The 25,844-nt window shown below is 66.6% G+C and carries 26 protein-coding genes and 1 other RNA gene; 12 read left to right on the top strand and 15 right to left on the bottom strand.

Annotated elements, in window-relative coordinates; genetic code table 11:
- Positions 1–114: 114 nt before the first annotated feature.
- The 13 genes from QTI20_RS18600 to gyrA form a co-directional block, all read right to left on the bottom strand.
- Positions 115–648 (bottom strand): TRAP transporter small permease, encoded by a 534-nt coding sequence (locus QTI20_RS18600; RefSeq protein ID WP_286552984.1) that lies wholly within the window; start codon positions 646–648, stop codon positions 115–117.
- A 9-nt stretch (positions 649–657) separates the two neighbouring features.
- On the bottom strand, positions 658–1,635 hold the full coding sequence (locus tag QTI20_RS18595; RefSeq protein WP_286552982.1) for a TRAP transporter substrate-binding protein: 978 nt from the start codon (positions 1,633–1,635) through the stop codon (positions 658–660).
- A gap of 144 nt (positions 1,636–1,779) precedes the next feature.
- Positions 1,780–2,130 carry a ComEA family DNA-binding protein gene (locus tag QTI20_RS18590; protein ID WP_286552980.1) on the bottom strand — a complete coding sequence of 117 codons (351 nt, stop codon included), beginning with the start codon at positions 2,128–2,130 and terminating at the stop codon, positions 1,780–1,782.
- A gap of 148 nt (positions 2,131–2,278) precedes the next feature.
- Positions 2,279–3,454, bottom strand: a complete 1,176-nt coding sequence (gene lapB, locus QTI20_RS18585) for a lipopolysaccharide assembly protein LapB (protein WP_286552979.1) — start codon at positions 3,452–3,454, stop codon at positions 2,279–2,281.
- Complete coding sequence (locus QTI20_RS18580; RefSeq protein WP_286552977.1) at positions 3,444–3,761, bottom strand: LapA family protein; 318 nt, start codon at positions 3,759–3,761, stop codon at positions 3,444–3,446. The genes lapB and QTI20_RS18580 overlap by 11 nt, the downstream gene beginning before the upstream one ends.
- A 48-nt stretch (positions 3,762–3,809) precedes the next feature.
- Entirely contained in the window at positions 3,810–4,121 is a 312-nt protein-coding gene (locus QTI20_RS18575; RefSeq protein WP_183026286.1) for an integration host factor subunit beta, read from the bottom strand.
- A 73-nt stretch (positions 4,122–4,194) separates the two neighbouring features.
- Positions 4,195–5,880: a 30S ribosomal protein S1 gene (gene rpsA / locus QTI20_RS18570; RefSeq protein ID WP_183026287.1), complete on the bottom strand. Its 1,686-nt coding sequence runs from the start codon at positions 5,878–5,880 to the stop codon at positions 4,195–4,197.
- Positions 5,881–6,043: 163 nt separating this feature from the next.
- Positions 6,044–8,041: a bifunctional 3-phosphoshikimate 1-carboxyvinyltransferase/cytidylate kinase gene (locus QTI20_RS18565; RefSeq protein WP_286552975.1), complete on the bottom strand. Its 1,998-nt coding sequence runs from the start codon at positions 8,039–8,041 to the stop codon at positions 6,044–6,046.
- A gap of 2 nt (positions 8,042–8,043) precedes the next feature.
- The gene (locus tag QTI20_RS18560; RefSeq protein WP_286552973.1) at positions 8,044–8,913 is read right to left on the bottom strand and encodes a prephenate dehydrogenase; all 870 of its coding nucleotides are present in this window, start codon (positions 8,911–8,913) and stop codon (positions 8,044–8,046) included.
- 8 nt (positions 8,914–8,921) lie between these two features.
- A complete protein-coding gene (gene pheA / locus QTI20_RS18555; RefSeq protein WP_286552972.1) occupies positions 8,922–10,034 on the bottom strand; it encodes a prephenate dehydratase in 1,113 nt (370 codons plus the stop codon).
- 35 nt (positions 10,035–10,069) lie between these two features.
- The gene (gene serC, locus QTI20_RS18550; RefSeq protein WP_286553470.1) at positions 10,070–11,137 is read right to left on the bottom strand and encodes a 3-phosphoserine/phosphohydroxythreonine transaminase; all 1,068 of its coding nucleotides are present in this window, start codon (positions 11,135–11,137) and stop codon (positions 10,070–10,072) included.
- Positions 11,138–11,187: 50 nt separating this feature from the next.
- Positions 11,188–11,778, bottom strand: coding sequence for a DUF2059 domain-containing protein (locus QTI20_RS18545; protein ID WP_286552971.1), 591 nt, complete (start codon positions 11,776–11,778; stop codon positions 11,188–11,190).
- On the bottom strand, positions 11,775–14,426 hold the full coding sequence (gene gyrA, locus QTI20_RS18540; RefSeq protein ID WP_286552969.1) for a DNA gyrase subunit A: 2,652 nt from the start codon (positions 14,424–14,426) through the stop codon (positions 11,775–11,777). The genes QTI20_RS18545 and gyrA overlap by 4 nt, the downstream gene beginning before the upstream one ends.
- A 222-nt stretch (positions 14,427–14,648) precedes the next feature.
- Here gyrA and ompA point away from each other — a divergent pair, with 222 nt between their 5' ends.
- From ompA to QTI20_RS18495, 9 genes are all read left to right on the top strand, one after another.
- Positions 14,649–15,311 (top strand): outer membrane protein OmpA, encoded by a 663-nt coding sequence (ompA, locus tag QTI20_RS18535; RefSeq protein ID WP_286552968.1) that lies wholly within the window; start codon positions 14,649–14,651, stop codon positions 15,309–15,311.
- 70 nt (positions 15,312–15,381) lie between these two features.
- Positions 15,382–16,092: a bifunctional 2-polyprenyl-6-hydroxyphenol methylase/3-demethylubiquinol 3-O-methyltransferase UbiG gene (gene ubiG, locus QTI20_RS18530; protein ID WP_286552967.1), complete on the top strand. Its 711-nt coding sequence runs from the start codon at positions 15,382–15,384 to the stop codon at positions 16,090–16,092.
- Positions 16,092–16,760 (top strand): phosphoglycolate phosphatase, encoded by a 669-nt coding sequence (gene gph / locus QTI20_RS18525; RefSeq protein WP_286552966.1) that lies wholly within the window; start codon positions 16,092–16,094, stop codon positions 16,758–16,760. Before ubiG ends, gph begins: the two co-directional genes overlap by 1 nt.
- A gap of 12 nt (positions 16,761–16,772) precedes the next feature.
- Positions 16,773–17,159: a transfer-messenger RNA gene (gene ssrA, locus QTI20_RS18520) on the top strand.
- 810 nt (positions 17,160–17,969) lie between these two features.
- Positions 17,970–20,108, top strand: coding sequence for a putative bifunctional diguanylate cyclase/phosphodiesterase (locus QTI20_RS18515; protein WP_286552965.1), 2,139 nt, complete (start codon positions 17,970–17,972; stop codon positions 20,106–20,108).
- 945 nt (positions 20,109–21,053) lie between these two features.
- The gene (locus tag QTI20_RS18510) at positions 21,054–21,497 is read left to right on the top strand and encodes an Hsp20/alpha crystallin family protein (RefSeq protein WP_286553468.1); all 444 of its coding nucleotides are present in this window, start codon (positions 21,054–21,056) and stop codon (positions 21,495–21,497) included.
- Between the two features lie 49 nt (positions 21,498–21,546).
- Positions 21,547–21,966: an Hsp20/alpha crystallin family protein gene (locus QTI20_RS18505; protein ID WP_286552964.1), complete on the top strand. Its 420-nt coding sequence runs from the start codon at positions 21,547–21,549 to the stop codon at positions 21,964–21,966.
- A gap of 324 nt (positions 21,967–22,290) precedes the next feature.
- Positions 22,291–22,434, top strand: a complete 144-nt coding sequence (locus QTI20_RS18500; RefSeq protein WP_286552962.1) for a hypothetical protein — start codon at positions 22,291–22,293, stop codon at positions 22,432–22,434.
- Between the two features lie 110 nt (positions 22,435–22,544).
- A complete protein-coding gene (locus QTI20_RS18495) occupies positions 22,545–22,640 on the top strand; it encodes a DUF3606 domain-containing protein (protein ID WP_503011427.1) in 96 nt (31 codons plus the stop codon).
- Positions 22,641–23,035: 395 nt separating this feature from the next.
- On the opposite strand, the gene QTI20_RS18490 is transcribed toward QTI20_RS18495, so the two are convergent.
- Positions 23,036–23,518, bottom strand: a complete 483-nt coding sequence (locus QTI20_RS18490; RefSeq protein WP_286552961.1) for a DUF4124 domain-containing protein — start codon at positions 23,516–23,518, stop codon at positions 23,036–23,038.
- Positions 23,519–24,035: 517 nt separating this feature from the next.
- Between QTI20_RS18490 and QTI20_RS18485 the strand changes: the two genes are divergently transcribed.
- Both QTI20_RS18485 and QTI20_RS18480 read left to right on the top strand, forming a co-directional pair.
- On the top strand, positions 24,036–24,236 hold the full coding sequence (locus tag QTI20_RS18485) for a hypothetical protein (RefSeq protein WP_286552960.1): 201 nt from the start codon (positions 24,036–24,038) through the stop codon (positions 24,234–24,236).
- Positions 24,237–24,275: 39 nt separating this feature from the next.
- The gene (locus tag QTI20_RS18480) at positions 24,276–24,437 is read left to right on the top strand and encodes a hypothetical protein (RefSeq protein ID WP_286552959.1); all 162 of its coding nucleotides are present in this window, start codon (positions 24,276–24,278) and stop codon (positions 24,435–24,437) included.
- A gap of 258 nt (positions 24,438–24,695) precedes the next feature.
- Here the strand turns inward: QTI20_RS18480 and QTI20_RS18475 are convergent, their stop codons facing one another.
- Entirely contained in the window at positions 24,696–25,205 is a 510-nt protein-coding gene (locus tag QTI20_RS18475; protein ID WP_286552957.1) for a hypothetical protein, read from the bottom strand.
- Positions 25,206–25,456: 251 nt separating this feature from the next.
- Here QTI20_RS18475 and QTI20_RS18470 point away from each other — a divergent pair, with 251 nt between their 5' ends.
- Positions 25,457–25,600 carry a hypothetical protein gene (locus QTI20_RS18470; protein WP_286574239.1) on the top strand — a complete coding sequence of 48 codons (144 nt, stop codon included), beginning with the start codon at positions 25,457–25,459 and terminating at the stop codon, positions 25,598–25,600.
- Positions 25,601–25,844: the final 244 nt, after the last annotated feature.

Raw genomic sequence — 25,844 nt, 5'->3', positions numbered from 1 at the left:
GGTTCCGCGGAAGACGCAGAAAAGACAAAGAGAGATCTGAAGAGTTCGCTGCTGCGACTTCTGCGCCGTTTGGGTTTCCCTTCTGCGTTCGGATGTCCGCTTTTCATGGCCTGCTCACACCTCCGAGGAGAAGTCGCCGGCCGCGTGCCGTTCTTCGACCGCCCGCTGGTAGCTCGGCTTCTCGCCACGCACCACGCCGACCAGCTCGTCGACCATCGCGATCAACAGCAGCCAGCAGCCCACGACGAAGGTCGCCTGCGGGATCCAGATCGGGATCACGACCAGGCCGGTGGCCATCTCGGCGAACTCGTAGCTCTCCCAGGTGAAGCTGGTGGCCGCATAGGTGAGGTAGGTCACCGAGACCGAGGCGATCAGCAGGCAGGCCACGTCGAGCACGCGCCGCACCCTGGGCGGCACGGCATCGAGCAGCAGCGTGACGCGCACGAAGTCGCCGTGCCGGAAGGCGTGCGCCATCGCGAGGAAGGCGGCCGCGGCGCAGAGCCAGGCCACCACGTCGTTGAGCCCGCTGACGTGCCAGTTCATCTGCCGGCCCACGCCGGCCAGGATCATCAGCACGAAGATCAGGAATACGCAGAAGGCGCCGAGCGCGCCGGCACCGTCGTACAGGGCGTCGAGGAAGCGGCGCATGCGGCCGCCCTATTTTTTGTAGGCCGAGACGATCGCGGCGCCGTCGGCGCCCGCGGCCTTGAGCCAGTCGGCCTGCATGATGCTGCCGACCTGGCGCATGTCGGCATCGAGCTTGGCCGACGGCTTGTGGATCTTCATGCCGCGCTCGGCCAGCAGCCGCTTGTACTCGGTGTTCTTCTCCTCGGCGACCTTCCAGCCGCGGGTCTCGGCAGCGCTGGCGGCCTTGAGCACGGCCTCCTTGGTGGGGGCGTCGAGCGCGTCGAAGGACTTGGCGTTGACCAGGATCGCGTTCTTGGGAATCCAGGCCTGCGTGTCGTAGAAGTTCTTCAGGCTCTCGTAGGTCTTGGTGTCGTAGCCGGTCGAACCCGAGCTCATGTAGCTCTCGATCACGCCCGTGGCCATGGCCGCGCTGAGCTCGGCCTGCTGGATCTGCACCGGCTGTGCGCCCACCAGTTCGGCGATCTTGGCGGTGGCGGGGCTGTAGGCGCGCCATTTGATGCCGCGCAGGTCGGCCACCGAGCTGATCTCCTTCCTGGAGTAGATGCCTTGCGGCGCCCAGGGCACCACGAACAGCACCTTGATGCCCTGGGCGGTGAGCAGCTTCTCCATGGCCGGCTTGGAGGCTGTGTAGAGCTTCATCGCTTCCGGATAGGTGGTGGCCAGGAAGGGCACGCCGTCGAGCGCGTAGACCGGGTTCTCGTTGGCGAAGTTGGCCAGCAGGATCTCGCCGGCCTGGGCCTGGCCGCTCTGCACCGCACGCTTGATCTCGGGTGCCTTGAACAGCGAGGCGTTGGCATGCACCGTGATCCTGAGCTTGCCGCCGGTGGCGGCCTCCACCTCCTTGGCGAACTGCGTGATGTTCTCGGTGTGGTAGTTGGTCGCCGGGTAGGCGGTCGGCAGGTCCCACTTGGTTTGCGCGAAGCCGATGCTGACGAAGCTGAGGGCGGCGACTGCCGCCATGGCAGCACGGGTGAACTTGTGATTCATGGGCTCTCCGTCGAGTGGATGGGGAAGGCGATCGCGAGCATATGAGCAAATATCGGGCCACGATGGCCGCGTTTCCCCGCACGCGCCGCCATCAAAAAAACCGCCCGAGGGGCGGTTTTTTGGGTAGGCGACGCGTGGCCCGCGTCACTTCGCGGGGGTGGTGCCGGTCGGCGCCTTGGCCGCCCGGGGCTGGCCCTTGACGCGCTCGGGCGCGGCGGCGGCCGCGTCCTTGAAGGCCTCGCCGTTGACGGTCAGCCCCTGGGCCGACAGCTTGGCCGCCGTCTTTTCCTTCACCCCCTTCACGCGCTGCATGAAGTCGGGCCAGTCCTTGAACGCACCTTGCTGTCGCGCATCGACGATGCGCTTGGACATGGCGGGACCGACCCCCTTGAGTGCATCGAGATCGGCCGGGCTGCCTTTGTTGGCATCGACGGCGGCGAAGGACGTGCAGGCGAACAGCAAGAAGGCCGTGACGGCCAGGATTTTTTTGAACATGAACTCTCCCTGAGTTTTTTGATGTGAAGAAGCACCGCACCGCCCGCGCGGGCGGGAGGTGCCGCGACAGCTTAGGTGCTCTTCACGCCCGGGAGCAAGGCAGGGATTCCCCGCAATGCGAATGGCCTACGGTGTGGGCCGCGGCCGTTCAGAGTTCCTCGACGCGGCGCGGCGGGTAGCTGTCCCAGGCCTGGCAGCCCGGGCAGTGCCAGAAGTACTGGTGCGCCTCGAAGCCGCAGGCCGCGCAGCGGTAGCGCATCAGCGGCCGGGTGGCCAGGTCGAGTGCGCGCTGCACCTGCGGATGGAACTGCTCGTGCGCGAAGGTTTCGCCGGCCAGCCAGCGTGAAGCAGCCACCAGCGAAGGCTGGCGGGCCAGGTGGGCGATGTAGCCGTCGCGCGGTTCGGCTGGCGCCTCGCCGGCGGTCTCGGCGCGCACCGGCGTGCCGCCGAGCGCGATGATGGCCTCGAGCACGTCGATCGACGGCGTCTGCGCATAGCGCGCCTGCAGCAGGGCCAGCGCATCGCCGCCGCGCTGTGCGCCCACGGCCGCCTGCTGCAGCGTGGCGGCGTAGAGCGGCAGGGCCAGCGGCGCGCGCTCGCTGAGCGCGGCCAGCGTCTCGAAGGCCTGCGCCGCATCGCCGTTGCGCAACTGCAGCGTGGCGGTGTCGATGGCCGGGCGGGGCGCCTCGGGCGCGAGCGCCACGGCCTGCCGCAGCAGCGCGCCGGCGGCGGTGGCGTCGCCCATGGCCACCTGCTCGGCCGCCTGCTCGCAGAGGTGGTGCGCACGCCGTGTGCTGTAGCTGGCCTGCTCGGCGTCGTCGAGCTTCTGCGCCACGTCGGCGGCCTGCGCCCACTCGCGCGAGCGCTCGTAGATGGCCAGCAGCGCCAGCCGCGATTCGTTCTCGTAGCGCGTGCCTTCGAGCTTCTGCAGCGCGGCTTCGGCGCGGTCGAGCAGGCCGGCGCGCAGGAAGTCCTGGGCCAGCGCATGCTGCGCGCGTTCGCGGTCGGCACGCGACAGGTCGCCGCGGCCCAGCAGGTGCTCGTGCACGCGCACCGCGCGCTGGTACTCGCCGCGGCGGCGGAACAGGTTGCCCAGCGCGAAGTGCAGCTCCTGCGTGTCGGGATCGTTCTGCACCGCCTCGATGAAGGCGTCGATGGCCTGGTCCTGCTGCTCGTTGAGCAGGAAGTTGAGGCCGCGGAAGTAGGCCTTGGGGGCCTGCCGGTTCTCCAGCTTCAGCTGACGGATGTCGAAGCGCGAGGCCAGCCATCCCAGCACGAAGGCCGCGGGCAGGCTGAGCAGCAGCCAGCTGAAATCAAAGTCCATGTTGTCTGACGGCGGGCAGGTCGGTCGGAGGGGGCGCGGGGATGGGCGCCGCGGGAATGGCGAGTTCGTCGGGGACGACGGCAGGGCGCTGCGCGGCCGCCGCGCGGTGCTTCCACCAGCCGGGCAGCATGCCCAGCGCGCCCACCACCAGGCCGCCCGCGAAGGCGGCCAGCACCACCAGCACCAGCGGCGCGCGCCACGAGGTGCCGAAGAAGAAGTAGACGGTCGCGTCGTGCTGGTTGTTCAGCGCGAAGGCGAAGAGGGTAAAAAAAATGGCTGCCTTGAGCAGCCACAGGAGGTATTTCATGATCGTCACCGGTGGCGGGACGATTCTAGGGGGTCGTCGGGCCCGGTTTCAGGCCTTGTCGGCGGCATCCAGTTCGGCGGTGCGTGCGTCGACCGCTTCGCGCAGGGCCTTGCCCGGCTTGAAGTGCGGCACGCGCTTTTCGGGAATCTGAACGCTTTCGCCCGAGCGCGGATTGCGTCCGATGCGCGGCGGCCGCCGATTGACCGAGAAGCTGCCGAAACCGCGGATCTCGATGCGGTGCCCACGCACCAGCGCGTCGCCCATCGCATCGAGGATGGTCTTGACGGCGTACTCGGCATCGCGGTGCGTCAGCTGCGAGAAGCGGGCTGCGAGTTCTTCAACGAGGTCGGAACGTGTCATGGGCCTGCGAAAAAAACGAAGACGAAAAAAAAGACAGAGCGGCCCGAAGGCCGGCTCTGTCTCCTGGGACAGCTTACTTGTCGCTGTTGTCCAGCTTGGCGCGCAGCAGGGCGCCCAGGCTCGTCGTGCCCGCGTTTTCGCGTGCCGACTGCTGGCTCAGGCTGGCCATGGCGCCTTGTTCGTCGACCATGTCCTTCTGCTTGATCGACAGCTGGATGTTGCGGGTCTTGCGATCCACGTTCACCACGACGGCCGTGACTTCGTCGCCTTCCTTGAGCACGTTGCGGGCATCTTCGACGCGGTCGCGCGAGATTTCCGAAGCACGCAGGTAGCCGATGATGTCTTCGCCGAGGTCGATCTCAGCACCACGGGCGTCCACGGTCTTGACCTTGCCGGTCACGATCTGGCCCTTGTCGTTCACGGTGGTGAACGTGGTGAAGGGGTCGCTGTCGAGCTGCTTGATGCCCAGGCTGATGCGTTCGCGGTCGACGTCGACTGCGAGCACCAGAGCCTCGACTTCCTGGCCCTTCTTGTAGTTGCGAACCGCGGCTTCGCCGGTTTCGTTCCACGAGAGGTCGGACAGGTGAACCAGGCCGTCGATGCCGGCAGCCAGACCCACGAACACGCCGAAGTCGGTGATCGACTTGATCGGGCCCTTGACGCGGTCGCCACGCTTCGTGTTCTGAGCGAACTCTTGCCACGGGTTGGCCTTGCACTGCTTCATGCCCAGGCTGATGCGGCGCTTGTCTTCGTCGATTTCCAGGACCATGACTTCGACTTCGTCGCCCAGGGAGACGATCTTGTTCGGAGCGATGTTCTTGTTGGTCCAGTCCATTTCGGAGACGTGCACCAGGCCTTCGATGCCGGGTTCGAGTTCGACGAACGCGCCGTAGTCGGCGATGTTCGTGACCTTGCCGAACAGGCGGGTCGATTGCGGGTAGCGGCGCGAAACGCCCATCCACGGGTCGTCACCCATTTGCTTGAGACCCAGCGAGACACGGTTCTTCTCGGTGTCGAACTTGAGGATCTTGGCGGTGATTTCCTGGCCGGCCTGAACGACTTCGCTCGGGTGGCGGACACGGCGCCATGCCATGTCGGTGATGTGCAGCAGGCCGTCGATGCCGCCGAGGTCCACGAACGCACCGTATTCGGTGATGTTCTTGACCACGCCGCGCACGACTGCGCCTTCCTTCAGCGTTTCCATCAGCTTGGCGCGTTCTTCGCCCATGCTGGCTTCGACCACGGCACGGCGCGACAGCACGACGTTGTTGCGCTTGCGGTCGAGCTTGATGACCTTGAATTCCAGGGTCTTGTTCTCGTACGGGGTCAGGTCCTTGATCGGACGCGTGTCGATCAGCGAACCCGGCAGGAAGGCGCGGATGCCGTTGACCAGGACGGTCAGGCCGCCCTTGACCTTGCCGCTGGTGGTGCCGGTGACGAAGTCGCCCGATTCCAGGGCCTTCTCGAGGGCCAGCCACGAAGCGAGGCGCTTGGCGGTGTCGCGCGAGAGGATGGTGTCGCCGTAGCCGTTTTCAACGCTGCCGATGGCAACGGAAACGAAATCGCCGGCCTGGACTTCGAGTTCGCCCTTGTCGTTCTTGAACTCTTCGATTGGCACATACGCTTCGGACTTCAGGCCGGCGTTGACCACCACGTGGTTGTGCTCGACGCGCACGACTTCGGCCGTGATGACCTCGCCGGTGCGCATTTCGGAACGCTTCAGGGACTCTTCGAATAGGTCGGCAAAAGATTCAGACATGTGTCATTTCCTTCCGTCACGCAGGGTTGGCAGCGGCACGATTGCGACTGCACTGGGGTCTGGCGACGGCGGTTGGGTTAGGGGCTTGGGGCCCGGTGGGTTGCAAAACCAGCAGATCGGTGCGCTGACGCGCGGCGGGGACCGGCTGGACGGAAAACACCCCTCAAGACTTCTTGAAGGGCTGTAGCGCCTGCCACCAGTCCAGCACCTGCTCGATCGATTGCGCGATCGAGAGCTGGGAGTTGTCCAGGTGGCGTGCATCCTTCGCCGGCTTCAGCGGCGCGACACTGCGGGAGGAGTCCCGGGCGTCGCGTGCTTCCAGGTCGGAGCGAAGACTGTCGAGTGTAGTCGAAATACCCTTTGAAATCAACTGCTTATGCCGGCGCTCGGCACGCTGCGCGGCGCTGGCCGTGAGGAAGACCTTGAGCGCCGCGTCGGGGAAGATCACGGTGCCCATGTCGCGGCCGTCGGCCACCAGGCCCGGCAGCTGGCGGAAGCGCTGCTGGAGCGCCAGCAGCGCGGTCCGCACGCCGGGCAGGGCCGAGACGCGCGAGGCGTCCATGCCGGCCGCTTCGGTGCGGATCGCATCGCTGACGTCCTCGCCGTCGAGCATGGCCTTGCCCTTGACGAACTGCAGCGGCAGCGCCTGGGCCAGGGCCGCGATCTGCGCCTCGTGGGCGGGCACGGGTTCGAGCCCGGCGCGGCGCGTGACCAGCCCGGTCACGCGGTACAGGGTGCCCGAATCGAGGTAGTGGTAGCCCAGCGCATGCGCGACTTCCACCGCCAGCGTGCCCTTGCCCGAGGCCGTCGGCCCGTCGATGCAGATCACCGGGATCCCGGTCGGCTCGATCACCTCGAACAGGGTCTCGAAGTAGTCGGGGAAGGTCTTGGCGACGCAGTGCGGATCGAGGATGCGCACCGGCAGCCCGGCCGGGTTGAAGGCGGCCAGCGAGAAGCACATCGCCACGCGGTGGTCGTCGTAGGTCTTGATGCTGGCGGCGCGCCAGCCGGCCTGGGCCAGCGGATGCACGCGGATGAAGTCGGGGCCGTCCTCCACCGTGGCGCCCAGCTTGCGCAGCTCGCAGGCCATGGCGTCGATGCGGTCGGTTTCCTTGACGCGCCAGCTGGCGATGTTGCGCAGCGTGCTCGGGCCGTCGGCGTAGAGCGCCATCACGGCCAGCGTCATGGCCGCATCGGGGATGTGGTTGGCGTCGAGGTCGATGGCCTTGAGCGGCCAGGCGTCGCGTGCCACGCGCAGCCAGTTGGGGCCGCTCTCGACCTGGGCGCCCATCGCGCGCGCGGCCTCGACGAAGCGGATGTCGCCCTGGATCGAGTCGGCGCCCACGCCCTCGATGCGCAGGCCGTCGCCGGTGGCCGCCAGCGCGCCCAGCGCGATGAAGTAGCTGGCCGAGGAGGCGTCGGCCTCGACGTGGATCTCGCCCGGCGAGCGGTAGCGGCTGCCGGCCGGAATCGTGAAGCGCTGCCAGCCCTCGCGCCGCACCTCGATGCCGAAGCGCGCGAGCAGGTTGAGCGTGATCTCGATGTAGGGCTTGGAGATGAGCTCGCCGACCACGTCGATCACGATGTCGCGCGTCGCCACCAGCGGCAGCGCCAGCAGCAGCGCGGTCAGGAACTGGCTGGACACGTCGCCGCGCACGCGGATCGGGGCGTCGAGCGTGAGGGTGTCGGCCGGCACCGGGTGGATGCGCAGCGGCGGATAGCCCGGGTTGCCGAGGTAGTCGATGCGGCAGCCGAGCTGCGTGAGCGCGTCCACCAGGTCGCCGATCGGGCGCTCGTGCATGCGCGGCACGCCGCTGAGCTCGAAGTCGCCGCCCAGCAGCGCCAGCGCGGCGGTGAGCGGCCGCATCGCGGTGCCGGCGTTGCCCAGGAACAGTGCGGCCTGCGGCGTGCGCAGGCGGCCGCCCAGGCCCTCGATGCGGAGTGCGGCGCCGGTGGCGTCGACCTGGCAGCCCAGCGCCCGCAGGGCGTCGAGCATGACGCGCGTGTCGTCCGAATCCAGCAGGTCGTGGACCGTGGTCGTGCCTTCGGCCAGCGCGGCCAGCAGCAGCACGCGGTTGGAGATGCTCTTGGAGCCGGGCAGCCGGACGACGCCCGAGGCGGCGACGAAGGAGGGGAGGTCGAGGAAGGGGGACGAGAACATGGTCAGGGGGCCGGCGTGCGTCGCCAGTCGGAGCGGGTCTGGCGGGCCTCGGCGATGGCGTTCTCCAGCGCCTGCGCGTCGCCGGCGCCGAGCATCGCCTCGAAGGCCTGCAGCTGGGCGCGGAAGGCCTGCGACTGCAGCAGCACCTGCTCGCGGTTGGCCAGCAGGATGTCGCGCCAGACGGCCGGGTCGCTGGCGGCGATGCGGGTGAAGTCGCGGAAGCCGGGGCCGGCGAGTTCGAGGAAACGGGCGCCCTCGGGCTGCCCGGCGAGGCCGTTGATGAAGGCGAAGGCCAGCATGTGGGGCAGATGGCTCACGGCGGCGAAGGCGCTGTCGTGGGCCTCGGGCGTCATGGTCAGCACCTGCGCGCCGACGCCGGTCCAGAGCTGCGAGGCGCGCTGCACGTTGGAGCGCAGCGTGGTCTTGGTGGGCGTGAGGATCACCTGCCGGCCGTCGAACAGCGAGGCCTCGGCGTGCTCCACGCCCGCGACTTCCTTGCCGGCGATAGGGTGGGCCGGCACGAAGCTCGCGAACTGCGTCTGCAGGCCGCGGCGCGCGGCCTCGATCACGTCGCCCTTGGTCGAGCCGACGTCCATCACCAGCGTGTCGGCCGAGACGCCGTGGCGGATCGCCTTGAAGGTGGCTTCCGAAGCCGCGACCGGCACCGCCACCAGCACCAGGTCGGCGCCCGAGACGGCCAGCAGCGCCGAGGGCGCCGCGACGTCGATCACGCCCAGCTGGCGCGCGCGTTCGGTGGTGGAGGGCGACTTGCTGTAGCCCACCACGCGCTTGACCAGCTTGGCGCGCTTGAGCGCGAGGGCGAAGGAGCCGCCGATCAGTCCGCAGCCGATCAGGCCGAGCTGCTCGAACATCGGGCCGCTCACGCGGTGACGGGGTAGGCGCCCAGCACCTTGTAGAAGGCGCACAGCGTCCGCAACTCGGCCAGCGCGGCCGCCACGTTGGGCTGCGACGGATGGCCGTCGAGGTCGATGTAGAAGTAGTACTCCCACTGGCCGGTGCGCGCGGGGCGCGACTCGAAGCGCGTCATCGAGACGTTGTTGGCCTTGAGCGGCATCAGCAGGTCGTGCACCGCGCCCGGCTGGTTGGGCACCGACACCACCAGGCTGGTGCAGTCGCGGCCCGAGGCCGGCGGCATCGCGAGCGTCTGCGGCAGGCAGATGATGGCGAAGCGGGTGCGGTTGTAGGAGTCGTCCTGGATCGCGTGCGCCACGATGTGCAGGCCGAAGCGGGTGGCGGCACGGTCGCTGGCCAGCGCGGCCCAGGCCGGGTTGCCCGCGGCCAGGCGAGCGCCTTCGGCGTTGCTCGACACGGCGCGGCGCTCGGCGTTCGGCAGGTGCTTGGACAGCCAGGTCTGGCACTGGGCCAGCGCCTGCGGATGGGCCAGCACGGCCTCGATCTCGCCCAGCGAATTGGTGGTGCGCAGCAGGTGGTGGCGCACCAGCAGGCTGACCTCGCCCACCACATGGGTCGGCGAATGCAGGAACAGGTCGAGCGAACGCGTGACCACGCCTTCGGTCGAGTTCTCGACGCCCACCACGCCGTACTGGGCGCTGCCCGCGGCGGTGGCGTGGAAGACTTCGTCGAAGCTGGCGCAATAGACCAGGTCGGCGGCGCCGCCGAAATACTCGACCGCGGCCTGTTCGCAGAAGGTGCCTTCGGGGCCGAGCACCGCCACGCGCTGCGGCGACTCGAGCGCCAGGCAGGCCGACATGATCTCGCGCCAGATGGCCGCGATGTGCAGGCTCTTGAGCGGGCCGGTGTTGGCCTTCTGCATCTTGTCGATGACCTGCGCCACGCGGTCCGGCCGGAAGAAGGGCGTGCCCTCGCGCTTCTTGACCTCACCGACCAGCTCGGCCACATGGGCGCGCTGGTTCAGCAGGTCGATCAGGCGCTGGTCGAGCGAGTCGATCTGCACGCGCAGATCGGCCAGGCTGGCGGAATTGTCGGAAGGCGAGGTGGGGGTGTCGGACATCGTGCGAGAAAAAAAGCGGCGGCCCTGGCACTACGCTAGGCGCGCGATCGCTCGAATTCTCGCATGTAGGCCACCAGCGCCTGCACGCCTTCCAGCGGCATGGCGTTGTAGATGCTCGCGCGCATGCCCCCGACCGACTTGTGGCCCTTGAGCTGCAGCAGCCCGGCATCGCGCGCACCGGCCAGGAAGGCCTCGTTGCGGCCCTCGTCGGCCAGGAAGAAGGGCACGTTCATGCGCGAGCGGCAGTCGGGGCTGATGCGGTTGGCGTAGAAGTCCGAGGCGTCGATGAAGTCGTAGAGCAGCTTCGCCTTCGCGATGTTGCGTTGCTCCATCGCCGCCACGCCGGTCAGCTCGCCCTCGGTCTGCTTGCGCAGCCAGTCGAAGGTCAGGCCGGCCATGTAGATGCCCCAGGTCGGCGGGGTGTTGTACATCGACTGGTTGTCGGCCACCGTCTTGTAGTTGAAGGCGCTGGGGCAGATCTCGAGCGCATGGCCCAGCAGGTCGTCGCGCACGACCACGATGGTCAGGCCGGCCGGGCCGAGGTTCTTCTGCGCGCCGCCGAAGGCCAGGCCCACGCGCGACCAGTCGACGCTGCGCGAGGCCACGTGCGAGGAGAAGTCGATCACCAGCGGCGCATCCGAACCCAGCGCGGCCAGGTCGGGCAGCGTCTGGAATTCGATGCCGTTGATGGTCTCGTTGGTGCACACGTGCACGTAGGCGGCGCCGGGCGTGAGCTGCCAGGTCGACGGGTCGGGCAGCTGCGTGTGCTGGTCGTCGGCGTTGCTCGCCACGATGCGCGCATCGCAGTAGCGCTTGGCTTCCTTGTGCGACTTGATGCTCCAGCTGCCGGTCACGACGAAGTCGGCCACGCCGCCGCGCGACAGGTTCATCGGCACGATGGCATTCTCGCCGAGGCCGCCGCCCTGCATGAACAGGATCTGGAAGTTCGACGGAACGGCGAGCAGCGCGCGCAGGTCGGCTTCGGCCTTCGCGTAGATCGCGCCGAATTCCTTGCCGCGGTGGCTCATCTCCATCACGCTCATGCCGCTGCCATGCCAGTCGAGCATCTCGGCTGCGGCTTCGCGCAGCACCGCCTCCGGCATCGCGGCCGGACCGGCGGAGAAGTTGTAAGGGCGCGCGCCCGCCGGCCGGGTCACTTCTTGGCGGGGGCTTTGGCCGCGGGCTTGGCCGCCGGTTGCGCTGCCGCGGGCTGGCCGTCGGTCGGTGCGCCCAGCGCCTTGGCCACGCTCACGTTGAGCGCCTGCAGCTTCGGGTCGATGGTCGGGCGAACGTCGGTCACCAGCTTCTGCGTGAGCGCGGAACCCAGTTGCGGGTTCAGTTCGGCGAACTTCTTGTTCAGCGGCGAGCTGAGCCAGGCGATGAGCTGGCGCAGTTCGTCTTCATTGAAGTTCTGCTCGAGCAGCGGGCCCACGGTGCTGGGTGCCAGCTGCACGGCCTTGTCGCGCACGATGGGGAAGGCTTCCTGCACGTACTTCTGCACTTCGGCTTCGGCCGCCTTGCCCAGCGCTTCGCGCTTTTCCGGCGGAACCTGCGTCTGCAGGTATTCGCCGCCGGCCTGGAGGATCGGCGCCACGGAGTCGTTCACCAGGATGCGTGCCATGCCGTCGATGGCGGGGCGTTGGACCTCGAGCAATTGCTTGACCAGCGCGGCCTTGTCCTGGGCCATGGCGATCGAACTGGCTGCCAGTGCGACCGTCAGGACCGCAAGCTTGAATTTTTTCACTGAGGATTCTCCGTTGAAGATGTGGAAGTGTCGTCTGCGCCGGACTCCGGCTCGCTTTCGGCGATCGCGTCGTTCTCGACAATGCGCTGCAAGCCGCTGAGCTTCGCGCCTTCATCGAGGCCGATGAGCGTGACGCCCTGCGTGGCGCGGCCGAGTTCGCGGATTTCGGCGACACGGGTGCGCACGAGCACGCCCTTGTCGGTGATCAGCATGATCTCGTCGTCGGCATGCACCAGCGTCGCCGCGACGACCTTGCCGTTGCGCTCACTCTGTTGAATGGCGATCATGCCTTTGGTTCCCCGGCCATGGCGGGTGTACTCGGTAATGCTTGTGCGCTTTCCGTAACCATTTTCGGTCGCGGTCAGCACGCTCTGCAGTTCGTCCTCGGCCACCAGCATGGCGATCACGCCCTGGCCGGCCTCGAGCGACATGCCGCGCACGCCGCGCGCATTGCGGCCCAGCGGACGCACATCTTCCTCGTCGAAGCGCACCGCCTTGCCGCCGTCGCTGAACAGCATCACGTCGTGCTTGCCGTCGGTCAGCGCCGCGCCGACCAGGTAGTCGCCGTCGTCGAGGTTGACCGCGATGATGCCGCCCTTGCGCGGGTTGCTGAACTCGTCGAGCGCGGTCTTCTTGACCGTGCCCATCGAGGTCGCCATGAAGATGTACTGGTCGGCCGGGAAGGTGCGCTTCTCGCCGGTCAGCGCCAGCACGACGTTGATCTTCTCGCCTTCCTGCAGCGGGAACATGTTGACGATCGGCCGGCCGCGCGAGCCGCGCGATCCCGCCGGCACTTCCCACACCTTGAGCCAGTAGAGCCGGCCGCGGTTCGAGAAGCACAGGATGTAGTCGTGCGTGTTGGCGATGAAGAGCTGGTCGATCCAGTCGTCGTCCTTGGTCGACGTCGCCTGCTTGCCGCGCCCGCCGCGCTTCTGCGCGCGGTACTCGCTGAGCGGCTGGCTCTTGATGTAGCCGCTGTGCGAGAGCGTGACCACCATGTCGGTGGGCGTGATCAGGTCTTCGGTCGAGAGGTCGAAGGCGCTGTGCTCGACCTGGCTGCGGCGGGCGCCCAGCTTGGTCTGGCCGAACTCCTGCTTGATGACGCTGAGTTCGTCGCCGATGATCACCGAGACGCGTTCGGGCTTGGCCAGGATGTCGAGCAGGTCGTCGATCTCCGCCATGACTTCCTTGTACTCGGCGACGATCTTGTCCTGCTCGAGGCCGGTCAGGCGCTGCAGGCGCATCTGCAGGATTTCCTGGGCCTGCGTTTCGGACAGTCGGTAGAGGCCGTCGGCACCCATGCCGTACTCGCGCTCGAGCCCGTCGGGGCGGTAGTCGTCGGCATTGATCACGCCGCCGTCGGCCCGCGTGCGGGTGAGCATCTCGCGCACCAGCTTGCTGTCCCAGGGGCGGGTCATGAGCTCGGCCTTGGCCACCGGCGGCGTGGGCGATTCGCGGATGATGCGGATGAACTCGTCGATGTTCGCCAGCGCGACGGCCAGGCCCTCGAGCACGTGGCCGCGCTCGCGCGCCTTGCGCAGCGTGAAGACCGTGCGGCGCGTCACCACTTCGCGGCGGTGCTGCAGGAAGACCTGGATCAGGTCCTTGAGGTTGCACAGCTTGGGCTGGCCGTTGACCAGCGCCACCATGTTGATGCCGAAGGTGTCCTGCAGCTGCGTCTGCTTGTAGAGGTTGTTGAGCACCACCTCGGGCACTTCGCCGCGCTTGAGCTCGATCACCAGCCGCATGCCCGACTTGTCGGACTCGTCCTGGATATGGCTGATGCCCTCGATCTTCTTCTCGTGCACCAGCTCGGCCATGCGTTCCTGCAGCGTCTTCTTGTTGACCTGGTAGGGCAGCTCGTCGACGATGATCGCCTGGCGCTGGCCGCGGTCGATGTCCTCGAAGTGGCAGCGCGCGCGCATCACCACCTTGCCGCGGCCGGTGCGGTAGCCGTCCTTGATGCCGTTGATGCCGTAGATGATGCCGGCCGTGGGGAAGTCGGGCGCCGGGATGATCTCCATCAGCTCGTCGATGCTGGCTTCGGGGTGCCGCAGCAGGTGCAGGCAGGCGTCGACCACCTCGTTGAGGTTGTGCGGCGGGATGTTGGTGGCCATGCCGACCGCGATGCCGCCCGAGCCATTCACCAGCAAATTGGGCAATTTGCTCGGCAGCACCGCCGGCTCTTTTTCCGAGCCGTCGTAATTGTCCTGGAAATCGACCGTTTCCTTGTCGATATCGCCGAGCATTTCGTGCGCGATTTTCGACAGCCGAATTTCGGTATACCGCATTGCCGCGGCCATATCGCCGTCGACCGAGCCGAAATTGCCCTGGCCGTCGACCAGCATGTGGCGCATCGAGAAGTTCTGCGCCAGCCGCACGATCGTGTCGTAGACCGACTGGTCGCCGTGCGGGTGGTACTTGCCGATCACGTCGCCCACGATACGGGCCGACTTCTTGTACGGCCGGTTCCAGTCGTTGTTCAGTTCGTGCATCGCGAACAGCACGCGGCGATGCACGGGCTTGAGCCCGTCGCGCGCGTCCGGCAGCGCGCGGCCCACGATCACGCTCATGGCGTAATCGAGATAACTGCGACGCATTTCCTCTTCGAGGCTGATGGGGAGTGTTTCTTTGGCGAACGAGGTCATGGGCAGCAGAGAGACGGCAAGGAGCGAATTTTACGCTTCTGACGGTGTCGTGCCGCCGCAACACAAGGCCCGTATTCCGCCGCCGTCCTACGCTTCCGGCCCCTCTGGCGGCCTGTTTGCCAAAGACCCTATGGCACAATCGCCTCAACGTTTTGGGTGGTGGTCACTTAAAGCGTCCTTGATTCGCAGCGCGGCTGCGGCTTTTTCCCCAAGAGGAGAACCATGAAGAAACTGAATAAAGTGGCGATGATGTTTGCAGTCGCTGCGCTCGCCACTGCCGCCGGCGCGCAGAACCGTGTCACCGCAGCAAATGGCGGTCCCGTGATCGACAACTGGCAAAACGGCACCGGCGAGCTGGTCTGGAAGAACGGCACGAACGAACTGTGCTGGCGCGATGCCAACTGGACGCCTGCTACCGCTGCTGCTGGCTGCGACGGTGCTCTGGTTCCGGCTGCTGCTCCTGTCGCTCCGGTCGCAACGCCTGCTGCCCCGGTCGTGCCCCCGGCACCCCCGGCACCGCCCGTTGCTTCGAAGGTGACCTTCGCTGCTGACGCATTCTTCGACTTCGACAAGTCGGTTCTGAAGCCTGAAGGCCGCGCCAAGCTCGACGACCTCGTGTCGAAGATCCGTGACGTGAACCTGGAAGTCATCATCGCCGTGGGTCACACCGACTCGATCGGCACCGATGCCTACAACCAGCGTCTGTCGGTTCGCCGTGCAGAAGCCGTCAAGGCCTACCTGGTGACCAAGGGTATCGAACGCAATCGCGTCTACACCGAAGGCAAGGGCGAGAAGCAGCCAGTGGCTGACAACCGCACCAAGGAAGGCCGCGCGAAGAACCGTCGCGTGGAAATCGAAGTGGTCGGCACCCGCGCCAACCGTTGATTCGAAAGAATCTTCGAATGAAACCCCGCCTCGGCGGGGTTTTTTTATGGGCTCTTCCATAATGACTGCCATGACAGATCAAGTGAACGCCGACCCGGCCGAACTCGCCAAATTCTCCGAGCTGGCCCATCGCTGGTGGGACCTGGAAAGCGAGTTCCGCCCCCTGCACGAAATCAACCCGCTGCGCCTCGAGTGGATCGAGGGCCTGGCGCCCATCGCCGGCAAGCGGGTGCTGGACGTGGGCTGCGGCGGCGGCATCCTGGCCGATTCGATGGCGCGCAAGGGCGCCGAGGTGCTGGGGATCGACCTGGCCGACAAGGCACTCAAGGTGGCACAGCTGCATGCGCTCGAGGCGTCGACCCAGGGCGTGAAGTACCGCGAGGTCAGCGTCGAAGCGCTGGCCGCCGAGCAGCCGGCCAGCTTCGACGTGGTGACCTGCATGGAGATGCTGGAGCACGTGCCGCAACCGGCGTCGGTCGTCAAGGCCTGTGCCGCGCTGGTCAAGCCGGGCGGCTGGGTGTTCTTCTCCACCATCAACCGGAATGCCAAGGCCTTCCTGCTGGCGATCGTCGGCGCCGAGTACGTGCTGGGCATGCTGCCGCGCGGCACGCACGAGTACCAGAAGATGATCCGCCCGAGCGAACTGGCCGCGCATTGCCGCGCGGCCGGCCTGGACCTGCGCCACACGCGGGGCCTCGAGCACAACCCGGTCACGCGGCGCTACTGGCTCAGCGCCGACACCAGCGTCAATTACATGTTCGCCACGAGGAAGCCCGTCTGATGGCCGGCGACACGCTGGGCGCCGTGCTGTTCGATCTCGACGGCACGCTGGTCGACAGCGCGCCCGAACTCGGCGCCGCGGCCGACAAGATGCGCACCGACCGCGGCCTGTCCTCGCTCCCGCTGGCCCGCTACCGGCCGATGGCCGGTGCCGGGGCCCGCGGCATGCTGGGCATCGCGTTCGACATCACGCCCCAGTCACCCGACTTCGCGGCCCTGCGCGAGGAGTTCTTCGTGAATTACGAGGCCCGCATGCTGCTGAACACCCATGTCTTCGACGGCGTGGCGGAACTGATCGACGCCCTGACGCAGCGCGGGCTGGCCTGGGGCATCGTGACCAACAAGTCGAAGCGCTTCACCGATCCCCTGACCCGCTCGATCCCTGTCTTCGCCAGCGCGGGCGCGGTGGTGAGCGGCGACACCACGCCCCACGCCAAGCCGCATCCCGAGCCGCTGTTCGAAGCGGCGCGCCGGCTGGGCATGGACCCGACGCGCTGCGTGTACGTCGGAGACGACGAGCGCGACATCGTGGCGGGCCGCGCCGCAGGCATGCGGACGGTGGCCGCCACCTACGGTTACATGGGCGCGCAGGCCGACGCTGCGCTGTGGCGGGCCGATGGCAGCATCGATTCTCCGATGGCGCTCTTGCAATGGCTGAATAGGGCCTAAAATGGGATGCTTGGGGCTGCACTGGTTTCGACGTGGGTTCGGAATCGCAGCGGTGCATGTCGAGCTGAATGCGCTCGTAAAACAGATTCAAACAAACTAACTGCAAACGACGAACGTTTCGCACTCGCTGCTTAATTGCCAGTGAGCCTTGCAACAGTTGGCCGATGGGCTGGGCAAGGGGGTGACAGAGCAATCTGACGCCTCCCGGCTGCAAGGATAATTACATGGGCTGGTCTCGATCCGGGTGCCTTGGGTCGGGACAAGAAAATAGGGCACTGGCGTCCGGTGTAGCGTGCGACTGCGCGACTCCGGAAGCGAGATCCAAATCAGACCGCTAAACATGTAGATCTGCGCGATGAAGGCTTGCGGACGGGGGTTCAAATCCCCCCAGCTCCACCATTTCCCTCGAGGGAAATCCTTAAGAATCAACAACTTAGGATTTCCCTCGTAGTCTGTCGCCGTCCTCTGACGGCCACCAATTCACTCGTTTTTCACACGCGTTTCTCGGCGTCCTCGATCACCGGCAGACCGGCTAAGCACGATCGACCATAGCGCACCCGGGGGCCGGTCGTAGCCCAGGGCCGCACCTTGCTCGACCCAGCGGCCATAGTGCCGCATCACCATCTCGGTCGTTTTGTGGCCGAGCAGCTTGGCGGTGTACGTCGGGTTCTTTCCCCGGCTCGGCAAGTTGCTTGCGAAGGTGTGCCGCATCTGATACGGGTTCCGGCAGGCGATCTTGGCCCGTGGGCATGCTGGCTGCCACAGACGCCGCAGCGACTGGTCGGTCCACTCGCCGACAACCGCATCGGGATCACCCGGACGCCGGACTTGGTCTTCGTCGTCTTCCGTTCTTCCCCTTCGACGACCGCCCGATGCACGCGCGCCGTCCTTGCCGCGAGGCGTGGTGCGTCCAGATATATTCAAGCAACTCGTCAGCGGCGGCGGCGGAAGTGGCCGCGGAGTTCCCCTCTGAGTGGCTGCGTGAGACCATCGCAGTGGCGGCGCGCTGCACGTTCTCGCTCGAGGAATTGCGCGACAAGTACCCCGCAGGAGATCGCACCTGCCGGGGCTACGAGGCCTGGTAAGTCCGGCAAGGTCGGTCGAAGACGCACCGCGCAACGCTGCCGCGTAGCGAACGTCGATCTGATCCGGTCTTTCAAGCCACAACTGCACACGTCGCCAGCGCGGGCTGCAGGACAAACTGTCGAAATGCCTGAAAAACAAGCCCTTCAAAGTGCCCCACACCACGGTGCCGGGCTGACGCAAATGCCGACTGGCCTGGTGCCGACGGGTCCGCAGACGAGCCTGCACGAGGTCCTGGACCGGCTGGGCCCGTCCATCTTCGCCGGCCTGCTCGACACCGACGGGGTGCTGCGCTATGCGAACCAAGCGGCGTTGCGAGCCATCGGCAGCGCGCCGGAACAGGTGCTCGGCCAGCGTTTCGACACCACCCCCTGGTGGCAAGCCTGCGAGATCTCGCGGCAGCGGCTCCAGCAGGCGCTGGCCGCGGCATTGCGCGGCGAGGTCTCGCGCTTCGACGTGCGAGTGGCCACGAGCAGCGGCGCTGCCTTGTCGATGGACTTCTCGCTGCTGCCGCTCTACGACTTGGAAGGGCGGGTGGTCTGGTTGATCCCGTCTGCGCGCGACGTGAGCGAACGCGAGCAGGCGCAGCACCAGCTGCAGCTCACGCGCCGCGCCGTCGAACAGGCACACGACGCGCTGCTGCAGGTCGGGCCCGACGGCGCCTATCGCGATGCCAACGAGGCGGCCTGCCGCCTGCTGGGCTTGGACCGCGAGCAATTGCTGCGGTTGCGTGTGCCCGACATCGACACTCAGGTCGATGCGGCGCAGTGGCCGCGGCACTGGCGCGAATTGTGCGACCGAGGTTCGCTGCGTTTCGAGACCAATGTCCGCCACCTGGAGGGTCACGAGATTCCGGTGAGCGTCTCCGTGAGCCTGGTAACCAGCGACGAGGTGTCCTTCGCCCATGTCTGCATCACCGACCTTCGCGAACGTCGCGCTGCCGAGCGCCGAATCCAGCAATTGCTGCAGTTCGACGAACTGACCGGGCTGCCAAACCGCCAACTGCTCCTGGAGCGCTTGAGCGCGACTTTGCAGAGCAGCAGGCAGACCGTGGTGCTGGTACTGGTACTCGACCGTTTCAAACGTATCAACGACGGCCTCGGCCCACACATCGGCGACGCAGTGCTGCGTGAAGTGGCTCAGCGGATCGTCGCCGCCGTGCGCAGTATGGATCTGGTAGCACGCCGCAGCGAGGACGAATTCGTGATCGTGATGCCGGCCCCTTCGGTATCGGCGCTGCACACGGCGCAAGCGCTGCTCGACGGTATCGCCCGACCGATGTTGATCGAGGGGCACGAGGTTTATGTCACCTGCAGCATCGGCATCGCCACGGCACCCGCCGATGGCGACCACCCCGACATCTTGCTGCGCCGCGCCAACGCTGCGCTGCACCAGGCCAAGCTCCTGGGCCGCAACCAGCACAGCGTCTACGCCGGTGCGCCACACGACGACGACCCCGAACGACTGGCCCTGGAGACAGCGCTGCGCAAAGCGTTGCGCGACGAGCAGTTCGATCTGCACTACCAGCCGCAAGTTGATCTTGTGCATGGCCGTATCGTTGGCGTCGAGGCATTGCTGCGCTGGCAGCACCCGACGATGGGCCGCATCGCGCCGGATCGATTCATCCCCATCGCTGAAGAGACCGGCTTGATCGTCGCCATCGGCGATTGGGTCCTGCACCGCGCCATCGAGCAGGCCGCCGCTTGGCAGAGGGCCGGGGTGCCACCAGTGCGCATGGCAGTGAACCTCTCGGCGCGTCAGTTGTTGCAGCCGGACCTGGCACAGCGCATCGAAGGCCTGCTCGCCTCGGCGGGCCTTGACCCGCGGCTGTTCGGCGTCGAGGTGACCGAGAGCAAGCTGATCGGCAACTTCGACCAAGCGGTGCAGCACCTGCAAGCGCTGCGCGCACTGGGCGTCGAAGTCTCGCTCGACGACTTCGGCACGGGCTACTCGAGCCTGAGCTACCTGCGCCGGCTGCCAGTGGACGTCGTGAAGATCGACCGTTCGCTGGTACCCGACGTCACCGCGCCAGCGCAGGACGTATCGATCACCCGCGCCATCATCACGATGGTGCATCAACTGCAGATGAAGGTGCTCGCCGAAGGCGTCGAAAGCGAAGGCCAGGCGGCCCTGCTGGCGGCCAACCACTGCGACCAGATGCAGGGCTACTGGTTCAGCGCTGCATTGCCTGCAGCCAAGATCGAAACGATGCTGCGCGAGGGCCGGCGGATCGATCCGGCGGTCTTCCACCAGCGTCAACGGTAGCCCATCCTGCTGCCGCTGCTGCGAACCAGTCAGCCGAGCAGATCCTGCGCGCCTGAAGGGCACAGCGCGCTCACTGCGCTCTTCGATCACGGTTCCGCAAGCCTTTCAGGCGGCAACGGGAATCGGCGTCCGGCCACCGACACGCTGCGGGAGGTCTGCACCTTCAAGACCCCGTGCGTCTGCTCAGGCCTGCGGTCTTCGAGCGCGAACGGCGTCAATCGTCTGCCGAGTGGCTCCTTGACGCGTTCTCTGCTGCTGCTCTTGCAGGCGCCGAGGACGGACGAAGTCGCCATCCGGAAGGCGCCACCTTGATCTTCGGCATGCGGAGTCGCCAGCGCGACGGATGCAGATTCGGGTATCCAAACTTCGAGAGCTCGTCGCGTCCCTTCTGAGTGATCGCCAGTACCTGGGCAGCAGGACGGGATCCCGAGAGGGCGAGAGCATCAGAGGGAGCGGGAACGAGGGCAATCACCAGGCCGGCGGCTCGAAGCACCCTGACACTGTCAATTTCCTCGCGACGGTGGAACGATACGGGCAGTCGGGATCCCGCGATTTGCCTCAGCAAGTTCATGGTCATTTCACTACCTCCTTGTTGATTGACCAGTTTTCGACGGCAGCAAAGATAGCCCCTCCCGAGCGAGATTTCAAGTCTGTCCTTTCGATGCAAGTATCTGCAAAGATCGCCGCATCGCAGGGGCTGACGCAGTGCTGCAAGCGGCTGATCTCGGGGCGTTGGCATCGCGCAGGATCTGACACCTTGACGCTCGAACGGGGTCGGTGCCGCCATGCTGCGAGCGCATCGCTGCGTTGTGCGCTAAAGCTCAAACAACACACGCACTGCGGGGACTTGAACTCTCGAGCACCTGCCTTAGATAGTCGTTCGGAAGCGCTGGAGACGCCTCCGGCGCGTCCATCTGTTCAACCCATCGAATGGAGGAAATCGCCATGTACCGATCGCTTTTTCCGCGCGACGTGTTCGCCGAACTGGACCGCCTTCAGCGGGAGATGCAACAGGCCTTCGATCTGTCGCCCACGATCCGCGGCGTCGGCCGCAACGGCTTCCCGGCGCTGAACGTCGGGACCACGCCCACCGCCATCGAGGTCTACGCGTTCGCCCCCGGCATCGATCCCGACAAGATCGAGGTTCAACTCGATCGCGGCCTGCTGACGCTTGCCGGCGAACGCAAGAGCCCGCTGCCAGACGGCGACGGTGACAGCCGGTCGACGGTGCACATCAACGAGCGTTTCGAAGGCAGCTTTCGCCGCGTGCTGACGTTGCCCGAGGATGCCGACCCGGATGCGGTCGAGGCGCGCTACCGCGACGGGGTGCTGCAGATCAGCATCCAGCGCCGTGCCGCTTCCCAGCCGCGGCGCATCGCGATCCACTGAGCGCCCCATGTCTTTTTTCTCGTCGAACCCGAAAAGAAAGGAGCCCATCATGACGACCTTCTCGACCGCCACGGCCAAGAACGCCGATGCGCTTGCGACGGCCCAGTCACCGTCCGCGCGGAGCACGCGCTACAGCGAATCCACACTCACACCGCCCGTCGACGTGGTCGAGGACGATGGCGGCATCACGCTGTACGCCGACCTGCCAGGCGTGCCGCGCGACAAGCTGACGCTCAACGTCGAAGCGGACACCCTCACCATCGAAGCTGAATTGGCACTGCCCGTGCCGGAAGGTTTGCAATCCAGCCATACCGAGGTCGGGCTCGCGCGCTTTCGGCGGTTGTTCACCCTCAGCAAAGAGTTGGACACCGAGCAGGTATCTGCCGAGTTTGCGCAGGGTGTGCTGCGTCTGCGCATCCCCAAAGCGCAACATGCGCAGCCGCGTCGTATCGACGTGAAGGTCGGCTAGCGACGCACAGCGGGTGGCCGATCCGCAGCCATTCCGGCATCGGGCGTGATGGCCGCTCCTTGCGCGCGGCAGGGGGCGGCCAGCGCCGGTGGAGAAGGCGGTCGGGTCAGGGCCGCCTGCACCTCGTGCAAGCAAATGCCGCCGCTCGCCTGCTCGTGACGATGGTGAGCTTGCATCCCTCGTTCAGCACCGCGCCGATCTTTCGGCTGTACCTTTATTGCATAGAGAAAGGGGGTTGTCATGTCTTCGCGATCCGGCTCTTCCGTTCCGGAGCCTTCCAGCGGTCGGTTCCGTGGGACAGCAAGCGCTGCACGCCGGCCTGTGATGAGTGAGAAAGAGATCAAGGCCTACCTGATCACACGCGACGCCTTGCGACGTCTCCAGCGCGCCGCGTTGCCGCTGCACCATCGGCAGCACGCGGGAGTCATCGTTCCCATGCAGTCAGAACAGGAGTTGCGCAGCCGCTGAATCTTGATGCAAGCGAACCTTCGCGGATTTGCAGAGCCGATGCGCTGCGGCGACGAGTGAAGAGCGGGTGGACCGGGCGGGCGAGCGCATCGTGAGCAGACGCCGCGCGCATCAACGTCAACGAGGCGCACGAGCTGCGCTCCTGGACAAAGACCCTCGGGGTTTCTGAAGAGAAGCTCCGATCGGCCGTTGCGTCGGCCGGCTGATGGCCAATGACGTGCGCGCGCACCTCGGCGTGCCGGAGCAATGACCACGGGCAGACGTCGTGTTTTTTGAGCTCGCAGGGTCACGTTCTGGCAGGCGATTTGCAGCGATCTCGCGTGCGGCAGCGGTCGCTTGGACCTTGCGGGCAGAAACGATCAACCGATGAACGCAAGGCTGAGCAGCATGGTCAGTGCGATCACGGTCACAAAGACGGCCAGTTCCTTCAGGGCCGCCCGTGGCGCCTCTTCTCCATGCCGTCTTTTCCGGGGTGGTCGAGGCTTCATGTGAGACCTTTTTGCTTACTTGTTTGCGATCGTAAGCAGGTTTCGGCGGCGCGTCCCTCCCATGTTCATGGGAGTGCCTGGCTTCTGGCGGAACACGCCGATGCAGGCGAGGTTCAACCGCAGCCGCGCGCGGTGCATTGCCGGCGCGCCTCCTCGACCTCCGCCTGAAGTTCGCGGGCGCGGGTCTCGCACCGCGTCGCCGCCGCGGCGGTTTCGGTGGCGACCGACTGCTCGAACACGGCGCCCGCGAGCTTGTTGTTGGCTCGCGCGCGCTGGGCCAGGATCTCGCGCTGCTGGCGATCGCAGAAGTTCCGATGGCGGGAAAGGTCCTCGATCCTGTCGCGCAGCACATCGCTCGCGTCGGTCCGCAGCCGCTCGGCTTCGGCTTCCTCGAGTTGCTGCTGCAGGGTGGGGCGGCCGGGCGCGCCCTCGCCGGGCTGGCGTGCCTCGACCAGGGCCTGGATGGCGGTCTGGGCCTGCGAGCGTTCGCAGGGCGTTTCCTGGAAGCTGGTCGACCCGCCGGTGCCGACGCATTTGTAGAGCGCCCATGCGGGCTGGGTGGCGAGCACGATCAGGGCGGCGATCAGGTGGCGCATGAGTGAAGTTTCCTCGTCTTTGGGGTTGCACTGTAGTGGACGCGCGTGCAGCCCGGCCATGCGCCCGGCACGGACGATGCCCTGGATCGCGGGCGGGAGGGCCTCGGTCGACAGCGCGGCCTACGAAGGCCGATCGGGGTCCTCGCCGTGCGACGGCGCAGTCCGGGGTGCCATCTTCCGTTGCGCCATCAAGGCGAGCACACCCGCAGGAACCGGCCGGCAGCCACAGTGTGTCGCATGCGCCATGTGCCAGGAGATCCGTTGCTCGACGGTCGGAGACTTGGGCATGGGATGGGCTTCGTGCCAAACGCGATTCATCTTCCCTCCGGGGTTCTGGGGCAGGCAACAGTGCAGTCGAATCCTAGGCCGTGTTCGGCGCGGCGGGTTTGATGGAGGTCAACTCGGTTGCTCGCGCGCGCAGGACCCTCCTCGCTACCGGCCTTGTCGGCCTGCGCAGGGCCCGTCATGTGACGCCGGCCTACAGCCATCCTGTTCTCATTGAAAACAAAATGACTACATGGAAATCCTGGATGACGAAGAGTTGGCCTCCGCGGCGTATGTGCTGCGGATTCGTGCCGCCCATGGCGATCGCGAGGCCTTGCGCGAAGCCGAACGGCTCGAGGGAATCCTGAAATCCCGGCTCGGCCCCACGCCTTCGGGCCATGCACCGCTGGCGGCCGGGCAGGGCGAGCGCAAGCCATGGTGGCGCTTTTGGTAGCGGTGTCCCGCCGGGGCGGGGGGTAACGCCATGGATTGGGTGCCATTGGCATGGGCGGCATTGGGCGCCACCTTCTCGGCCAGCTGTTTCGGCCTCTACGCGCGGCTCAGTGCGGCGTTCGACCGGGACCTGCTGCTCCTGGCGGCCGCGGGTGTGTCACTGGGCATGCTCACGGCCTCGAGGCCGCAATGGATGTGGTGAGGGATCTAGATTCGGAAGACGAAGCCCATCACCAGGGTGGCCACGAAGGCGGCGAAGAAAACCCGCCGCTCCTTCGCCAGTTGCGCTGGCGAATCCTGAGTGAACGACCCGCGCTCCCCTTCCAAAAACCGCATCCTGCTTCTCCCTTTGCGGCAAGGATGCTTCGACATGTGACGGCGTGCTGTAGGCGGGCATCCCTTGCGTCAGTCGCTGTTTGCACGCGTGCGCGGAATCCCCCTCGCGTACGGCTGCGGAACATCAGGGGCGCTCGGGCTGGAGCTCGCCCGCATAGCACTCGGGGCTCTGCTCGCTGCCTTGCACGCAGTCCGAGTGCCGGTAGAGCGCCTCGATCTCGATCACCGGGACCGGCTGGCCCACCACCTGCTGCGAACCGAGCACCCGGCCCCCGATGCTCAGCAGGGTGAACGGGGCCACCAGCTTGCGGTCGTAGTTTCCCGGACCGCAGGCGACGAAGTACTGCGGGTCGCGCGGCCACTGCAGCACCTGCCGCGCATCGAAGGTGGCGTGCAGCAGGGTGAAGCATTGGCGCCCGCCTTCGCGGGCCTCGATCGTTTGGATGCCGCCGCTCCAGCGCACCCGCGTGCCCAGGGCCGAAGGGGCCAGTGCCTGGCCGGGTGAAAGGTCGGCGACCGGCCGTTCGATGACACGGGCAGGTCCAGGGCCTTCCCGTCTTTCGGCGGATGCCGAGGGTGCGTTGCGATCGACCGAGGTGGCGCAAGCGCCCAGCAGGGCGCAGGCACAGAGCATGGCGCAGAGATGTCGCTGAGGTGGCATCGCTTCATCGTAGCGTGGCGATGCGTCGGCTTCGACGTGCGCAGTCACGGCCTCCAGGTTTTTTTGCGCCGAATTTATAATTCGAATTACTCTTGGAACTTGTTGCGCCATGCATGGGGCTTGCGCGCGGCGGCGGGAGCCGAAAGAAGACCGTGAGATTTGTCGTCATTCCTGAATCGAAGAATTGCTGGATCTGGGAGCTCCGCAGCGCACAGGATTTCCTGGTGTTGAGGAGTCCGGGCAGCTTCACCGCCAAATTCCAGGCCGTCGCCCAGATCGAGGCCCTGCGCCGTGCCATCCAGGTCGCCGGCATCTACGACCTCGTGGGCGCGCGGGTGGACGCGCCGGCCGACCGGGTCGAGTCCTAGCGGCCGCGCGTCGAACCGTCGGCTGCGCGAAGTCCGGCGGCGCCATGCCGCGGCATGGCGCATGGCAGCGCCTGTCGGCGCCCGTTCATGGGGCACGGACGGTCCAGGGATGCGCCCGGCGGCCCTCCGCGGTGCCGCGGTCCAGGCACGTCAATTGCATGCGCAGTGGGCCGCGCCGGCCATGCCAGGGTGTGCAGCTCCGCATAAACCCGGATGCGCTGCCTCACCCCGGTGTATAAAGTGC

It is taken from the genome of Variovorax sp. J2P1-31, from assembly GCF_030317215.1.
Classification (GTDB): Bacteria; Pseudomonadota; Gammaproteobacteria; order Burkholderiales; family Burkholderiaceae_C; genus Variovorax.
Note: the sequence above shows the minus strand (reverse complement) of the source record. Positions and strands in the feature narration are given on the sequence as shown.

Excerpts from the sequence above, each read along its gene's own strand:
- QTI20_RS18600 (WP_286552984.1), bottom strand. The coding sequence starts at position 648 with ATGCGCCGCTTCCTCGACGCCCTGTACGACGGTGCCGGCGCGCTCGGC.
- QTI20_RS18595 (WP_286552982.1), bottom strand. The coding sequence starts at position 1,635 with ATGAATCACAAGTTCACCCGTGCTGCCATGGCGGCAGTCGCCGCCCTC.
- QTI20_RS18590 (WP_286552980.1), bottom strand. The coding sequence starts at position 2,130 with ATGTTCAAAAAAATCCTGGCCGTCACGGCCTTCTTGCTGTTCGCCTGC.
- lapB (WP_286552979.1), bottom strand. The coding sequence starts at position 3,454 with ATGGACTTTGATTTCAGCTGGCTGCTGCTCAGCCTGCCCGCGGCCTTC.
- QTI20_RS18580 (WP_286552977.1), bottom strand. The coding sequence starts at position 3,761 with ATGAAATACCTCCTGTGGCTGCTCAAGGCAGCCATTTTTTTTACCCTC.
- QTI20_RS18575 (WP_183026286.1), bottom strand. The coding sequence starts at position 4,121 with ATGACACGTTCCGACCTCGTTGAAGAACTCGCAGCCCGCTTCTCGCAG.
- rpsA (WP_183026287.1), bottom strand. The coding sequence starts at position 5,880 with ATGTCTGAATCTTTTGCCGACCTATTCGAAGAGTCCCTGAAGCGTTCC.
- QTI20_RS18565 (WP_286552975.1), bottom strand. The coding sequence starts at position 8,041 with ATGTTCTCGTCCCCCTTCCTCGACCTCCCCTCCTTCGTCGCCGCCTCG.
- QTI20_RS18560 (WP_286552973.1), bottom strand. The coding sequence starts at position 8,913 with ATGTTCGAGCAGCTCGGCCTGATCGGCTGCGGACTGATCGGCGGCTCC.
- pheA (WP_286552972.1), bottom strand. The coding sequence starts at position 10,034 with ATGTCCGACACCCCCACCTCGCCTTCCGACAATTCCGCCAGCCTGGCC.
- serC (WP_286553470.1), bottom strand. The coding sequence starts at position 11,137 with ATGCCGGAGGCGGTGCTGCGCGAAGCCGCAGCCGAGATGCTCGACTGG.
- gyrA (WP_286552969.1), bottom strand. The coding sequence starts at position 14,426 with ATGACCTCGTTCGCCAAAGAAACACTCCCCATCAGCCTCGAAGAGGAA.
- ompA (WP_286552968.1), top strand. The coding sequence starts at position 14,649 with ATGAAGAAACTGAATAAAGTGGCGATGATGTTTGCAGTCGCTGCGCTC.
- ubiG (WP_286552967.1), top strand. The coding sequence starts at position 15,382 with ATGACAGATCAAGTGAACGCCGACCCGGCCGAACTCGCCAAATTCTCC.
- gph (WP_286552966.1), top strand. The coding sequence starts at position 16,092 with ATGGCCGGCGACACGCTGGGCGCCGTGCTGTTCGATCTCGACGGCACG.
- QTI20_RS18515 (WP_286552965.1), top strand. The coding sequence starts at position 17,970 with ATGCCTGAAAAACAAGCCCTTCAAAGTGCCCCACACCACGGTGCCGGG.
- QTI20_RS18510 (WP_286553468.1), top strand. The coding sequence starts at position 21,054 with ATGTACCGATCGCTTTTTCCGCGCGACGTGTTCGCCGAACTGGACCGC.
- QTI20_RS18505 (WP_286552964.1), top strand. The coding sequence starts at position 21,547 with ATGACGACCTTCTCGACCGCCACGGCCAAGAACGCCGATGCGCTTGCG.
- QTI20_RS18500 (WP_286552962.1), top strand. The coding sequence starts at position 22,291 with ATGAGTGAGAAAGAGATCAAGGCCTACCTGATCACACGCGACGCCTTG.
- QTI20_RS18490 (WP_286552961.1), bottom strand. The coding sequence starts at position 23,518 with ATGCGCCACCTGATCGCCGCCCTGATCGTGCTCGCCACCCAGCCCGCA.
- QTI20_RS18485 (WP_286552960.1), top strand. The coding sequence starts at position 24,036 with ATGGAAATCCTGGATGACGAAGAGTTGGCCTCCGCGGCGTATGTGCTG.
- QTI20_RS18475 (WP_286552957.1), bottom strand. The coding sequence starts at position 25,205 with ATGCTCTGTGCCTGCGCCCTGCTGGGCGCTTGCGCCACCTCGGTCGAT.